Consider the following 15,167-nt stretch of genomic DNA (forward strand, 5'->3'; position numbering starts at 1 on the left):
TGCTAAATATCAACTTCTACTTATTTGCAAACCGCTCGTAGAGAGACTCATCTCAACAAAGCGGGCATTTTTACGGATGCTGTTTTCGGTGAGTATCTGCTTGATACGTGCGGCGGCCTCGGGATCCTTAGCTACCATATACAGATAGCCGCCACCACCTGCACCAGGCAGTTTGTAACCTAAGCAGAGGTCGTCGATCAAGCTGGTGAGCTTAGCCACATCGGCTGGGTTGGTACCTGCATCGAGGGCCTGATTCTGTGCCCACGTTTTGCGTACCAACAAGCCCATTCGCTCGAAGTCGTTCTGCTGGATGGCCTCGTACATGTCGAGGGTATGCTGTTTCATCTGACGCAACAGGCGAAGCTCGTCGCCACGATTCAGGAACATGCCACGCACAATCTCGGCCAGGATGCTCTTAGCCGTACGCGTGATGCCTGTATAATATAATAGGTGACAAGGGCGATATTCGGGTTGCGTCCACAGATCGGTAGGCAACCAGCGCACCTGTGGGTTCTGGGCGAAGCCCCTACCCGTTTGCAGCAGTTTTACACCACCCAGCACACCACCGAACTGATCCTGCCAACCACCACCTGTGGTAAGCATCTGTTCGAGCATCAGGGTGCGATGACCTATCTCGTTCTTATCCCAACCCAAGCCGCAGAAATCGTTGAGCGCGCCCAGCACGGTAGCAGCCAGGATGCTGCTGGTGCCTAAGCCACTGCCTGCGGGGATGGCACTGAGCAGGGTGAGCTCGATACCTGCGCCAAAGGCAGCTAACTCATCCTTGAGCGAACGCTGACCAAAGCCTGCCAATACCAAGGCGGCCTTGGGGATTGAGAAGGGCGAGCCTACGTGCATAAAATCACGCAACTGCTCGGAGGTCTCTACTACCTCCATGGCACCCAGGTCGATGCTACGCAGCACAATACGGGGCTCCTGACAGGGGCGCACATAGGTTTGCAACGGGGGCTGACCATTGAGCTCGATGGCCAGGTTGATGACGTTGCCACCCTCCATCAGACAGTAAGGAGGGGTATCGGTCCAACCACCTGCGATATCGATACGCACAGGTGAACGGCCCCAGACAATCTGGTCATCGGCCACGCTGAGCTGGGGTATCTGCTGATAATCGTTGGTATCGAGTAAGCCCTCACGTAAAAGCGCAAAGGCCTTTTCGCTTTCGCCACGGAACATGGCATCGTGGATGCGCGTCATCAGGGGTGCATCGGCATCGAGTGCAGGGGGCATCTCAATGTGCTGTTCGTCGAACTCGCGCTTGGCATCGGCCAGGTCGAGCTGGTAGAACACACTGTGGTTCCAGTTCTTGGCCAGCGCACTCCAGTTGAGTTTGCGGAAAGCCTTACGCTGATCGAACAAGCGATGCAGATTGGCCTCGGTACTAATCTCCTCGGCCGAAATCATACGACTGGTAACGAGTGCCAGGCCATCCAGTGTTTGCAGCATGCTCAGGGCCTCAAGGTCGGCCACTACAGGGAACTGCTGTTTCTGCTGTTCGGCACCAGCAAACTTATCGTCGATATGGTACAGGCGCACAGCGTATTCGGTATCGCCAATGGGCACTACATCGATACACTCGCCTGGGGCCAGGTTTACCTTCCAGTGGTTCTGGGGTACACCTGTTATAATATTGTCGTGACTCAGGGTCCAGCCCTCGCTCACGTCGCTGTTTTCAATCCAGATATTGGTATTGTCCTCGGTAAACTTGTACTTGCAAACGGCATTCTGCACAAACAAGCTGGGGTGCGGTTTGCGATCGTGGTGCATAATCTCTCGCTGATCGTTTACCAGATTCTGAATGCGGAGGGTAGATGAGATCATCTCGCGCGAAGTACCGAAGTGATAGAACTCGCCACCCTGCAGGGGCACAATGGCCACCTTGAGATCCTTCAGATCGTCGTCGGGCAACGAAGGGTTGGTACCCAAAGCACAACCGAACTCAGAGTACATATCGTACTCCTTTAATTGACCATTCTTGCCTTGCAAGCCAGCAGAGCTGGAGCGGACCATTGACAATGGACCATTTGGATCTGCCATTGATTTTTTAGCCAATAGTTCAACGGCTTTGTCGCTCAGCATCCAGATGCCGATATCGGTGAGGTAATAATGATCTTTCTGAAGCTCGTTCAGGGTCTCGATGCTGGGTTTCTGCAGCATATGCTTAAGCACCTGGGGCGATTTGCGCGAGCTTACGAACACACCGTGGTTCTTGGCCACTGAGGCATCGAGCCACAAGCCATAGCACACCACATCGGCATCGGGGATGGGCTGCAGGGGCTGTGAGGTGCGCACCAGCACATCGCCACTTACCACCATGGTGTGGATGCCCTCGGGAGCCATATCCATCATCTGCTCGTAAAGGGGCAGCTGCAGACTGAGCAAGTCCTGTGAGAGGCGCTGTCCACGCTCCCAACGGAACACGGGTACGGGGGTAAGGATCTTACCTGATGGGGCATACGAGGGCAAGCGACGACTCTGTCCGCCGGCATGCAGCAGAATACGCTTTTCGCGGGGCAGCCACTCGGCAAGCGAGGTGCCATCCTCGGTAGTCATACAGGCCTGTAACAGCCAGGTGGTTCCGCCACCACTACCCAACTTATGACCAACTGGATCGTTGGTACAGAAATACTCCTCACGACTCAATCCGGTTACATCGTGGAAACTGTCCACCAAGTTTGGTGGCAATGAGAGCAACTTTTTCATTGAACATTGAACATTGAACATTGAACATTCAGCTCGCCAAGAGCCTTAACCATTCTTTTTGCGGCGGTAGGCCATGAAGGCGGCTCCTGCCAGCACCAGTATCAGTATAGCATACGCTGTATAGGCAATCGTCTCGGTAGTATCAACCGACTTGGGGAAGAAGCTGAGCACTACCTCGTGTTTACCTGGTTTTACATTGAGGGCACGCAGGATGTAGTTTACCCTACCCAACTCGGCAGGCTCGCCATCGATGGTGGCAGTCCAGCCGGGATAGTAAACCTCGGAGAATACCACTACACCACCCTTACCCGAGTTAACCTCGTAGGTAAGCTGGTTAGGCTCGTAGCTCTTGATATCCACGGTGCTGGTGGTATCCTGTGTAACAGCATCACCCAGCTGTGCCTGGAACTTCTCGTCGGCCACAGCCTCGTGACGCAGGTCGATCTGACCCACCTTCAAAATCTCCTCGTTGGCATTCTTGGCATAGCTAATCTTATCAACAAACCACGCATTACCCAAAGCATAGGGGTTCTGGATGGGCACTGTCTGGCCACCCTGCAGTGGGAACACAAAGTAGCGGGTGTTGAGCATATTGATAACAGGACAGATGCTGTCGCCTTTAACCTGAGTCATGTCGCCACCAGCCTCGGCCACGGCATTCATCAGGCGCTGCATCTCGGGTGAGATATACTGCTCTATCATCTCCTGATAACGGCGCAGCTTGGCAGCATGGTAACCACCAATGCTCTTATGGTAGTAAGATGTCTCGTTCTCGTTGAAGGTATTTGATGCCAGGTTGAGCACACGGTAATCCAGGGCCTTGTCGCGCAGGATGAGCTCATCGGTCTGCGACATCTGCTGGGGTGCCTCGCGCTCGCTCTGGGGCACAAACATCTCATCGTTCAGGTAACGCTTGTTAACCTGCCAAAGGTCGATGAGGCAGAGCACCAGGATAGCACCGATGGTATATTCGGCCTTGAGTTTGCGATATTTGTAAGCCATGAGCAATACCATGCCCACGACGATAATCCAGAACGAACGCCAGCAATCGGCTGTAAACACGGCTGTACGCATATCAACCAGATTACTGATAAGTGGTTGGATGTGCTCCTGTGGCAAGGTGCTGAGAGCACGCATCTCGCTGGATGAAACAAAACCATCGAAGAAGGTGGTTGGCATCAGGGCAAACAACAGGCAGAAGCCTGCGGTAACACCAAAGCTGATGTAGATAGGCTTGCTGTACTTGCTAAAGCCCTCGGGCTCGTCGAACAGTTTTTTCAATGCCATCATGGCCAGCAAGGGGATGGTGAACTCGGCAATCACCAATATCGAGGCCACGGTACGGAACTTGGCGTACATGGGCACATAATCGAGGAAGAAATCGGTAAAGCCCATGAAGTTACGACCCCACGACAGGAGTATCGACAGGATGGTAACAGCGAGCAAAGCCCACTTCATAGGACCTTTGACAATCAGCAGTCCCAGCACAAACAGGAACATCACAAAGGCACCTACATACACAGGACCGCTGGTACCAGGCTGTTCGCCCCAGTACTGACCAATCTGCTGGTAGATGCTCTCGTAGGTAGGATCGGCTTTCTCCATGGCAATCTTACTCTCGCTCATGGGCACCGAAGCACCACCCTTGGTGTTAGGAATGAGCAGGGTCCAGGTCTCGTCGATACCATAACTCCACTGTGTGATATAATCGCGCTCCAAACCACTGCTGGTCTGGTTGGCCGAATTCTTCTTTACCAGTTCGCTCTTACCGCGCATCGACTCCTGACCGTACTGCCAGGTGTGGTAGAGGTTTGAGAGGTTGATGCACACGCCAATGGCGGCACCTGCGATGCACACGGCAGTGGCCTTACCGAAGGCAGCCAACTGATGCTTGCGGATGGCATCTACCAACCAGGCAATCACCATGGCCAGGATGATAAACAGATAGTAATACGTCATCTGCACGTGGTTGGCATTGATTTCGAATGCGGTAAAAATGGCTGTGAGCACAAAGCCCCACAGATATTTGCCCCTATAGGCCAGCACAAGTCCTGCAATCAATGGTGGCAGGTAGGCCAGTGCCCACACCTTCCAGATGTGACCTGCAGCAATGATGATGAGGAAATAGGTGCTGAAGGCCCACACGATAGAGCCTAAGGCTGCCAGATGCTGACGGAAATCGAAAGCACGCAGCAAAATATAGAATCCTAACAGATAAGCAAACACATACCACACATTCTCGGGTAAGAACAGATGGTAGATCTTGGTCATTGTACTGAGTTTATCGGTAGAATGATACGAGGGAGCCATCTGGTAGGTAGGCATACCACCAAACAGGGCGTTGGTCCAACGACTACGCTCGCCTGTTTTCTGCATATATTCGATACCCTCCTGACCAGCACCACGACCAGCTGAGGCATCGTGACGGTACAGGATACGTCCCTCGATATCGGCAGGGAAGAAATACGCAAAGGCCAGAACGGCGAATAACAACACTGCCAACATATCGGGCAGCCATTTTTTCAATAATGTCATAACTTGCAAATTATTTAATTTGCCTGCAAAGGTATTAAATTTTTGGCACGGATTACACGGATTTCACGGATTTTTTATAATTTTGCAGCAAAATATGGAAGAAACAATCATTACAAGCGTACAAAACGCCAAGATTAAGCACGTAGTAGCCCTGCAGCAGAAGTCGTCGCTCCGTCGTGAGGAGGGACTTTTTGTGGTTGAAGGCCAGCGCGAGATAGAGCACTGTAAAGCCTGCGGCTACGAGGTGACGGAGGAGTACATCCGCGACAAGAACGTTTCGCCGCAGGTATATGAAAAGATGGCCTATCGCGGCAGTACCGAGGGCCACATTGCCGTGGTGAGATGCAAGGAGCACACACTGTCAATTCTCAATTCTCAATTGTCAATTAAGAACAACCCTCTTGTGGTTGTTCTCGAGAGTGTGGAGAAGCCTGGCAACCTGGGGGCTATATTGCGTAGTGCCGAGGCGGCTGGTATTGATGCCCTCATCGTGTGCGACCCACTGACGGATATGTACAATCCCAACGTGATTCGTGCTAGTATCGGTGGTGTGTTCTGCGTGCCCACAGCCGTTTGTTCGTCGCAGGAGTGCATCGCCTTCCTCAAGGAGCACGGCATCAAGATTCTTACCGCCCAGTTGCAGGATTCGTACGAGTATTACGATTACGACATGACGCAGGGCACAGCCATTGTGATGGGCACCGAGAGCACGGGCCTTACCAACCAGTGGCGCGAGGCCGCCGATGCCCATATCCGCATACCCATGCTGGGCCGCCTAGACTCGCTGAACGTAAGCGTATCAGCCGCTATCCTGATGTACGAAGCTGTGCGCCAGCGCAATGTGAAATGAATATTTAGCAACGGACAACAGGACTAACAAGACTGATTATCACAGGTAAAAAAAATCCTAAAGTCCTGTAGTCCGTTGCAAAAAATAAATGTTTAATCTTTAATGTTTAATCTTTAATGTTTAATGTTTAATCTTTAATGTTTAACGTATGAAAGTTGGAATGATCGTAGCGATGGACAAGGAACTGAAGCAGCTCCGTCCATTATTCCCCGAAGATAAAGTGATTCTGCAGAAGAGTGGTATTGCCACTGTAAATGCCGCTATCCAGGCAGTAGAGATGATTCGCCAGTATAAGCCCGACGTGATTATCTCGAGTGGTTGCGCTGGTGGTAATGGCGACGACATCAACCTGCAGGATGTAGTAGTTAGTTCGGAGCTGACCTACCACGATGTGTATTGTGGCTATGCCATCGACGAGAACACGGTATATGGTCAGGTGCAGGGCTTGCCAGCCCGTTATCAGGCCGACCCTTATCTGCTTGAGAAAGCCCAGTTGGCAGGTGCCAAGCCCGGACTGATTGTGACTGGCGACTGGTTTGTGGATTCTAAGGAAAAGATGCGCGAGATAGTAAATCACTTCCCCGAGGCCAAGGCTGTAGATATGGAGAGCTGTGCCATCGCGCAGGTATGCCACATCTATAAGGTGCCCTTTATCTCGTTCCGCGTCATCAGCGATATTCCCCTGCGCGACACCGATGCCTCGCAATACCACAACTTCTGGGATACCGTGGCCGAGAAGTCATTCATCACCACCAAGACTTTTATCGAAAGCCTGTAGAAAAATGTAAAAATTGAAAAATGTAAAAATGTAAAAATTGAATGGAAGTTATACAGAGTTTTACGATTGACCACACGCACCTGAAGCCAGGTATCTACGTATCGCGTGTGGATAAAGGTTTTACCACTTTTGATTTGCGCATTACCGAACCCAATAAGGAGCCCGCTGTTGCCCCTGCTGCTATCCACAGCATTGAGCACCTGATGGCCACCTGGTTCCGCAACTCGCGCGCCAAGGAGGATGTGGTATATGTGGGTCCGATGGGCTGCCTCACAGGTATGTACATCATTATGACGGGTGAATACACCGTTGAGGACATGCGCCAATTGACGATGGAGTGCCTGGAGTGGATACTGACACAGGACGAGGTGCCTGCAACACGTCCTGAGGCTTGTGGCAACTATCTGCTGCACGATCTGCCCATGTGCAAATGGGAGTGCACCCGCTATCTTGACCGTCTGAAGAACGATTTCCACTGCGAGTACACCAAACTGCAGATTACACTCGAAGACGGTAAGGTGTTTGCCGATGCCTAATCCTTCAGCAACATAAAAAATAATCCCCACCTCGATTTGAGATGGGGATTTTCTTTTCTTGGTTGTAAGTACGAATATTACTTACGGAGACCCAGAGCCTTGATGATAGCACGATAACGATTGATATCGTTATTGTACAGGTACTTCAGCAACTTACGACGCTTACCTACCAGCATGGTGAGTGAACGTGCAGTGTTGTGGTCCTTGTGATTCTTCTTCAGGTGCTCTGTCAGGTGAGAGATACGGTAGCTGAAGAGTGCAATCTGAGCCTCTGCAGAACCAGTATCAGTAGTGCTCTTACCGTACTGACCGAAGATCTCCTCTTTCTTTGCCTTGTCTAAATACATAATTTTAATGTGATTAAAAAATTGTTGCAATAACATTTTTCAAACGCGATTCCCGCCTAATCACCAGTGGGTTTACGTCGTCAAATGCTCCGGATTTTCCGAAATGCGGCTGCAAAATTACAACAATTTATCCATTCCTCCAAATTTTTTGGCACGGATTTCACGGATTAACACTGATTTTTGATATTTTTTTGTGATATTTATTAAAAAATCCGCGTAATCCGTGTAATCCGTGCCTATTTTTTTGTAACTTTGCACCCGCAAAACAATTTAATTAGTATGCAGGATATCAGAAACATTGCAATTATCGCTCATGTTGACCACGGAAAAACAACCCTTGTGGACAAGATGATGCTGGCTGGACACCTGTTCCGTGACGGACAGAATCTCAGCAATCAGGTACTGGATGCCAACGACTTGGAGCGCGAGCGTGGTATCACAATTCTTTCGAAAAACGTCAGTATCAATTGGAAAGGCGTTAAAATCAATATCATCGACACTCCGGGACACTCTGACTTCGGTGGCGAGGTTGAGCGCGTGCTCAACATGGCTGATGGCTGTCTGCTGTTGGTTGATGCCTTCGAAGGTCCTATGCCTCAGACACGTTTCGTGCTGCAGAAGGCACTCGAAATCGGTCTGAAGCCTATCGTTGTAGTTAACAAGGTGGATAAGCCTAACTGCCGCCCTGAGGAGGTTTACGAAATGGTGTTCGACCTGATGTTCTCGCTCAACGCCACCGAGGAGCAGTTGGATTTCCCCGTGGTTTATGGTTCGGCCAAGAACGGCTGGATGAGCGAGGATTGGCAGAAGCCTACCGACAATATCACTTATCTGCTTGATAAAATCGTAGAGGTGATTCCCGCCCCAAAGAAGGAAGAGGGAACACCTCAGATGCTCATCACATCGCTCGACTATTCGAGCTATCAGGGACGTATCGCTGTAGGTCGTGTGCACCGTGGCACCCTGAAGGATGGTATGCAGGTAACCATTGCACACCGCGATGGCACCATGGAGAAGACCAAGATTAAGGAGCTGCACACCTTTGAGGGTATGGGACACGTACATACCGAACAAGTGGAGTGTGGCGACATCTGCGCTGTAATTGGACTGGAGAAGTTTGAGATTGGTGATACCATCTGCGACCTTGAGAACCCAGAGCCCCTGCCACCTATCGCTATTGATGAGCCAACCATGTCGATGCTGTTTATGATCAACGACTCACCTTTCTTTGGTAAGGAGGGTAAGTTTGTGACATCACGCCATATTAACGACCGCTTGGAGAAGGAGCTGGAGAAGAACCTGGCCCTGCGTGTGACACCTTTCGAGGATAGCACCGATAAGTGGATTGTATCTGGCCGTGGTGTGCTGCACCTCTCAGTGCTGGTTGAGACCATGCGCCGCGAGGGCTACGAGCTGCAGGTTGGTCAGCCTCAGGTAATCTACAAGGAGATCGACGGTGTAAAGCACGAGCCTGTTGAGGAGCTCACCATCAACGTGCCCGAGGAGTTCTCATCTAAGATGATTGATATGGTAACCCGTCGTAAGGGTGAGATGACATCGATGGAGAGTCAGGGCGAGCGTGTAAATATCGAGTTCGATATCCCATCACGTGGTATTATCGGACTGCGTACCAATGTGCTCACAGCCAGTCAGGGCGAGGCTATCATGGCCCACCGCTTTAAGGAGTATCAGCCATACAAGGGCGAGATTGAGCGCCGTGTAAATGGTTCGATGATCTCGATGGATACTGGTAACGCTTTTGCTTATGCTATCGATAAACTGCAGGACCGTGGTAAGTTCTTCATCGATCCAGGTGAGGATGTTTACATGGGTCAGGTAGTAGGTGAGCATGTTCACGATAACGACCTGGTAGTAAACGTATGTAAGGCTAAGCAGCTTACTAACGTACGTGCATCGGGTACCGATGATAAGGCTCGCATTATTCCAAAGACCGTGATGAGCCTTGAGGAGTGCCTGGAGTACATCAAGAGCGACGAGTTGGTTGAGGTAACACCAAAATCGATGCGTATGCGCAAAACGATTCTGGATCACGACCAGCGTAAAAAGGCTGCGAAACAGTGAGCGTAATGATGCTTGCATCGATTACCGAACGCAAGCAGGCTCGACCGTAGGTCTCAAGGCTAATAAAGTATAAGGTTTATATAGCAAAAAAAAAGCCTCGCCAATCGGCGAGGTTTTTTTATGCTTAGAAGTGAATGTTTACGTCTAATCCAACCTGGATAGGTGTTGCTCGCTGAGCAAAGTAGTGAGTTCCACCTACAGCACTCGATGCAACGGCAAACGTATTGTAGTGCGTGTTGGTGAGGTTACGTCCCCAGAGCGATACCAGCACAGGACCGAAGTCGTAATCAGCATGAGCACCAGCCACAGCATAGAACTTCTGTGCGTAGGTGTTAGCATCGTCCCACCAAATCTTGCCCTGACCATTCATATTGGCACCAATGGTAAACTTACCGATGTGCCAATCAACCATAGCGCTCAGGGTGTGCTGAGGAACGAATGGCACATAGTTGCCATCGTAATCACCAGCGAATGTATCCGTATTTGGAGATGTTGAACCACCTACGGTATGCTGGTACTCATCAAACTTAGCATTTGTGAATGCATAGGTTACAGCCCAGTCGAGAGCATTGTCGGCAGCCTTTCCGCGCAGAGTTGCCTCAAGTCCGCATGAGTGACTCTTACCTGCATTGACCATTATGCGACCATAGTTGCTGTTTGGCTCCATGATTGACAGCTGCTGATTGCGAATCTGCATGTAGTAGAGAGCCAAGTCGAAGTGAGTGCTACCACCAAACAGGTTGAGGTGGGTACCAATCTCATAGTTCCAACTCTCCTCTGGCTTGTAGGCGATAGTCTCGTTGATAGCATCATAGTCGGCAGCAGTGTGCTCCACATCGTAGTCACCACGCATAGCGTCCTGCTGATGCGCATTCAACTCAGTCTGCAGCACATCGCTAAACATCTGGAAATTGTATCCACCAGCGCGATAGCCCTTTGATACCAGTGCGTAGATATTACCAATTGAATCGTCGAAGGTATAGGTAAGACCAATCTTTGGCAATAGCTGGGTGTAGCTCTTAGAGCGACTGTCCTGTACATGCGATGTGAGGTGATAGGTAGCTGTGGCATTAGCAGTACCACCAGTCATGTTCATATAGGCCAGCGCATCGTACTCAATCTTCACCTTATCTATATTAAAGCGCAAACCAAGGGTAAGCTTCCAGTTGTCGCCCAACAGGATGTTACTCTCGTGGAAAGCTGCAAAGTTCCAAGTTGGAGTTTTGTACTCACCAGGCACAGCCATCTCAGCACTCATGTTTACACCCATCTTTTCTACAGCAGCCTGTGCAGCAGCCCTAGCAGCCTCAGCACTCATTCCCTGCCCCATAAAGCGACCAATCATACCCTGAAGCATAGAGTTCTTCATGGCATTGGCAATCGCATTGCCGATAGGACCTGTGATGCCATCGCCAAAGAGCACGGGTGCATTGGTGTTAAGCCACTGGTACGAAGCGAACAAACCTGTAGCATGCTGCCAACGACTTGGGAATATCTGACGAATCAAGCCCTTGTTGTTGCTACGCAGCACAAACTCCTGAGTGATGGCGTTCATCTTCTGAGCCTGATTCAGCTGCAGATAATCGCCTGTCATATAATCCTGGTCCATCAGCATCAGGTCGTTCAGGTACTGATAGCTGGTGGTTGAGGTAAAGAGCAGGCTCTCTGTCTCGTAACCAATGTTCAAACCTGTGGTAAACATGTTACGCTTGTAACCATTCATGATGGTGGTGGCAGGATCCTGAACTGTTTCATCTGCAGGCATAAATGTTGAGCTATATAGTGTTGGCAGATAAGCGAACGGCTGGAACTCGCCATAACCAAAACCATTCTGGTTTACATACTGGTAATCAGCAGTCCAGTCGAACTTCAGTTGCTTGTTAGGCTGCCAAATCAGGCGCAGCTTACCACCAGCCTCGTTGGTCAGGTCGTTCTTCTGGTCGAAGTTCTGATTATTAATAAAACCTTTAAGTCCGCTGTAGAATCCAGCCACGCTGAATGCCAACTTCTCTGATGGACGATGGTAGTGAGCCACCTCTACATTACTATATAAGCCAGTGCCGATACCCAAACGGATATCAGTACCCTGATAGTTCATCGGGTTCTTAGAATAGATACGTACCAGTCCGCCCTCGGTATTCTGACCATAGAGCGACCCCTGAGGACCACGCAGCACATCTACACGATCCAACATATAGAAATGGTTGTTGAAAGCCGACTTCGACATCAGGGGGATGTTATCGTAATACACACCCACTGCAGGGTTGTTGATACGCGAACCAATACCACGCACATACATCGACGAGGTGAGGCGCGAACCATACGATGGCATCACAAACGATGGTACATACTGCGAAAGCTGACTCAAATCGTGAACATGCAACTGCTGCAACTGCTCACTACCAAACACATTACTACTAACTGGCTGAAGGCGCAGGCGCACCTGCTCCTTGGGTTGCGATACCACCACAACCTCGTCAAGGTCGACAACCTTACTTGAATCGCTGAGCTCCTCAGTATCCAAGTTTCTAAGAGGAGTGGCCATTACCGAAAGCTGACCACCCAGTGCCAAAAGCACGAAAACAATCTTCTTATTCATCAATTTTACAACTTATGTTCTTAATTGCGCTGCAAAGGTACGCAATTTTTGCAACTTGAGCAATCCACATTTATATGGATTTTCAGAAACACTACGACAAACAGACATACATCAATGCCATTTTGTCAGACAAAAAGCCTTAGGCATAAGCTTTGAACATTAAACATTAAAGATTAAACATTAAAATAGAAAGGAGCATATTATGACATTCGACAAGTTTACAATTAAAGCACAAGAGGCCATTCAGCAGGCGGTGAACGCGGCCCAGATGAATGGTCAGCAGGTGATAGAACCTGTACACATACTGAAAGGTGTGATAGAGAAGGCGAAGGATGTAACCACCTTCATCTTCCAGAAGTTGGGCGTAAATGCCCAGCAGATAGAGTTACTGGTAGATCAGGAGATACAGCATCTGCCCAAAGTACAGGGTGCTGGTCAGCCTTATCTCTCCAGTGATAGTAATAATGTACTCGTGCGCGCGCAAGAGGTGGCCCAGAAAGGTGGCGACGAGTTTGTATCGGTAGAGCCTATCCTACTCGCCCTGCTGAAAGTTAATTCTACTGCCTCACGCATCATGAAGGATGCCGGCTGTACCGAGAAGGATATGCAGGCGGCTATCCAGGAGCTGCGCCAGGGACAGAAGGTGCAATCGCAGAGTGCCGATGATAACTACCAGAGCTTGGAGAAATATGCCAAGAACCTGGTGGATTTGGCCCGTCAAGGCAAGCTGGACCCAGTGATTGGTCGCGACGATGAGATTCGTCGTGTACTGCAGATTCTGAGTCGCCGCACCAAGAACAACCCTATATTAATAGGTGAACCTGGTACAGGTAAGACAGCCATCGTTGAGGGACTGGCTGGTCGTATTGTGCGTGGCGATGTGCCCGAGAACCTGAAGGACAAGCAACTCTACTCGCTGGATATGGGTGCACTGGTAGCAGGTGCCAAGTACAAAGGTGAGTTTGAGGAGCGCCTGAAGAGTGTGATCAACGAGGTGACCAAGGCCGAGGGCCGCATCATCCTGTTTATCGACGAGATCCACACCTTGGTAGGTGCAGGTGGTGGCGAGGGTGCCATGGATGCCGCTAACATTCTGAAACCAGCCCTGGCTCGTGGCGAACTGCGTGCCATAGGTGCCACCACACTGAACGAGTATCAGAAATACTTTGAGAAGGATAAGGCCCTGGAGCGCCGATTCCAGACCGTGATGGTTGATGAGCCCGATGAACTGAGTGCTATCAGCATTCTGCGAGGCTTGAAGGAACGTTACGAGAACCACCACAAGGTACGTATCCAGGACGATGCCTGTATCGCTGCCGTACAACTCTCAGAGCGCTATATCTCTGAAAGATTCCTCCCCGACAAGGCCATCGACCTGATGGACGAGGCCGCAGCAAAACTGCGCATGGAGCGCGACTCGGTACCTGAGGAGTTGGATGAGATTACCCGCCGACTGGCTCAGCTCGAAATCGAGCGTGAGGCTATCAAAAGAGAGGGCGACACCCAGAAGATAGCACAGTTGGATAAGGACATCGCCGAACTGAAGGAACAGGAAACCCAGTTCCGTGCCAAGTGGGAAGGCGAGCGCCAACTCATCAACAAAATCCAACAGGACAAGCAGGATATTGAGAACCTGAAGCTGGAGGCAGAACGTGCCGAGCGCGAGGGCGACTATGGTAAGGTAGCCGAAATACGCTACTCGAAACTGAAAGCACTTGAGGACGACATTGCACATATCCAGAGTCAGCTGGCCAATGCCCAAGGCGATAACTCTCTGGTTCGCGAAGAGGTTACCGCCGATGACATCGCCGAGGTAGTAAGCCGCTGGACTGGCATCCCCGTTACCAAGATGATGCAGAGCGAGCGCGAAAAGCTGTTGCACTTAGAGAATGAGTTGCACAAGCGTGTGATTGGTCAGGACGAAGCCATCATTGCCGTATCTGATGCTGTGCGCCGTAGTCGTGCTGGCTTGCAGGATCCTAAGCGTCCTATCGCCAGCTTCATCTTCCTTGGTACCACAGGTGTAGGTAAAACAGAGCTTGCCAAAACCCTGGCCGACTATCTGTTTAACGACGAGACCATGATGACGCGTATCGACATGAGTGAGTATCAGGAGAAATACAGCGTGAGCCGACTGATTGGTGCACCTCCAGGATACGTAGGCTACGACGAGGGTGGACAACTGACCGAGGCCGTGCGCCGCAAGCCTTACTCGGTAGTGCTGTTCGATGAGATTGAGAAGGCCCATCCGGATGTGTTCAACATTCTGTTGCAGGTGCTGGACGATGGACGTTTGACGGACAACAAGGGACGTACCGCCAACTTTAAGAACACCATCATTATCATGACCTCGAACGCCACCCGTGAGCAGCTCAGAGCCACTATGCGCCCAGAGTTCCTGAACCGTATTGATGAGATTATCACCTTTACACCTCTTACCAAGGAACAGATTGCCGACGTAGTGAAGTTGCAGATGAAGAAGGTTACTGATATGCTGGCACCTCAGGGCATCACCTTAGAGTGTACACCGCAGGCCATCGACTATCTGGCCGAGCAGGGTTACGATCCCGACTTTGGTGCACGTCCTGTTAAGCGTGCCATCCAGCAGTTCGTGCTCAACGATCTGTCGAAGAAGATTCTGTCAGACGAGGTGGATCGCACCAAGCCTATCATCATCGATGAATACGGCGAAGGACTGATATTTAGAAACTAAAAAAAG

General features: G+C 50.5%; 9 protein-coding genes. 5 read left to right on the forward strand and 4 right to left on the reverse strand.

What is annotated here, in order from left to right; genetic code table 11:
- Positions 1–9: 9 nt before the first annotated feature.
- Positions 10–2,721, reverse strand: a complete 2,712-nt coding sequence (locus BLR73_RS12690; protein ID WP_091862587.1) for a bifunctional fucokinase/fucose-1-phosphate guanylyltransferase — start codon at positions 2,719–2,721, stop codon at positions 10–12.
- A gap of 45 nt (positions 2,722–2,766) precedes the next feature.
- The gene (locus BLR73_RS12695; protein ID WP_091862590.1) at positions 2,767–5,256 is read right to left on the reverse strand and encodes a YfhO family protein; all 2,490 of its coding nucleotides are present in this window, start codon (positions 5,254–5,256) and stop codon (positions 2,767–2,769) included.
- A gap of 94 nt (positions 5,257–5,350) precedes the next feature.
- On the opposite strand from BLR73_RS12695, the gene BLR73_RS12700 reads away from it, so the two are divergent.
- From BLR73_RS12700 to BLR73_RS12710, 3 genes are all read left to right on the forward strand, one after another.
- Positions 5,351–6,106: a TrmH family RNA methyltransferase gene (locus BLR73_RS12700; protein WP_091862593.1), complete on the forward strand. Its 756-nt coding sequence runs from the start codon at positions 5,351–5,353 to the stop codon at positions 6,104–6,106.
- Between the two features lie 148 nt (positions 6,107–6,254).
- Positions 6,255–6,884: a 5'-methylthioadenosine/S-adenosylhomocysteine nucleosidase gene (gene mtnN / locus BLR73_RS12705; RefSeq protein ID WP_091862596.1), complete on the forward strand. Its 630-nt coding sequence runs from the start codon at positions 6,255–6,257 to the stop codon at positions 6,882–6,884.
- Between the two features lie 41 nt (positions 6,885–6,925).
- Entirely contained in the window at positions 6,926–7,420 is a 495-nt protein-coding gene (locus tag BLR73_RS12710) for an S-ribosylhomocysteine lyase (RefSeq protein WP_091862598.1), read from the forward strand.
- 77 nt (positions 7,421–7,497) lie between these two features.
- Here the strand turns inward: BLR73_RS12710 and rpsO are convergent, their stop codons facing one another.
- Positions 7,498–7,767: a 30S ribosomal protein S15 gene (gene rpsO / locus BLR73_RS12715; RefSeq protein WP_013063513.1), complete on the reverse strand. Its 270-nt coding sequence runs from the start codon at positions 7,765–7,767 to the stop codon at positions 7,498–7,500.
- Between the two features lie 279 nt (positions 7,768–8,046).
- Here rpsO and typA point away from each other — a divergent pair, with 279 nt between their 5' ends.
- Positions 8,047–9,849, forward strand: coding sequence for a translational GTPase TypA (gene typA, locus BLR73_RS12720; protein WP_091862601.1), 1,803 nt, complete (start codon positions 8,047–8,049; stop codon positions 9,847–9,849).
- Between the two features lie 124 nt (positions 9,850–9,973).
- Here typA and BLR73_RS12725 read toward each other — a convergent pair whose 3' ends face one another.
- Entirely contained in the window at positions 9,974–12,448 is a 2,475-nt protein-coding gene (locus BLR73_RS12725) for a TonB-dependent receptor (protein WP_233456467.1), read from the reverse strand.
- A 202-nt stretch (positions 12,449–12,650) separates the two neighbouring features.
- Between BLR73_RS12725 and clpB the strand changes: the two genes are divergently transcribed.
- Entirely contained in the window at positions 12,651–15,161 is a 2,511-nt protein-coding gene (gene clpB / locus BLR73_RS12730; RefSeq protein ID WP_091862603.1) for an ATP-dependent chaperone ClpB, read from the forward strand.
- The last annotated feature ends 6 nt before the right edge of the window (positions 15,162–15,167 follow it).

The organism is Prevotella sp. khp1 (assembly GCF_900102205.1).
In the GTDB taxonomy this organism is placed as follows: Bacteria; Bacteroidota; Bacteroidia; order Bacteroidales; family Bacteroidaceae; genus Prevotella; species Prevotella ruminicola.

What these genes read in the sequence shown, in the direction of transcription:
- BLR73_RS12690 (WP_091862587.1), bottom strand. Translation starts at nt 2,721, where the DNA reads ATGAAAAAGTTGCTCTCATTGCCACCAAACTTGGTGGACAGTTTCCAC.
- BLR73_RS12695 (WP_091862590.1), bottom strand. Translation starts at nt 5,256, where the DNA reads ATGACATTATTGAAAAAATGGCTGCCCGATATGTTGGCAGTGTTGTTA.
- BLR73_RS12700 (WP_091862593.1), top strand. Translation starts at nt 5,351, where the DNA reads ATGGAAGAAACAATCATTACAAGCGTACAAAACGCCAAGATTAAGCAC.
- mtnN (WP_091862596.1), top strand. Translation starts at nt 6,255, where the DNA reads ATGAAAGTTGGAATGATCGTAGCGATGGACAAGGAACTGAAGCAGCTC.
- BLR73_RS12710 (WP_091862598.1), top strand. Translation starts at nt 6,926, where the DNA reads ATGGAAGTTATACAGAGTTTTACGATTGACCACACGCACCTGAAGCCA.
- rpsO (WP_013063513.1), bottom strand. Translation starts at nt 7,767, where the DNA reads ATGTATTTAGACAAGGCAAAGAAAGAGGAGATCTTCGGTCAGTACGGT.
- typA (WP_091862601.1), top strand. Translation starts at nt 8,047, where the DNA reads ATGCAGGATATCAGAAACATTGCAATTATCGCTCATGTTGACCACGGA.
- BLR73_RS12725 (WP_233456467.1), bottom strand. Translation starts at nt 12,448, where the DNA reads ATGAATAAGAAGATTGTTTTCGTGCTTTTGGCACTGGGTGGTCAGCTT.
- clpB (WP_091862603.1), top strand. Translation starts at nt 12,651, where the DNA reads ATGACATTCGACAAGTTTACAATTAAAGCACAAGAGGCCATTCAGCAG.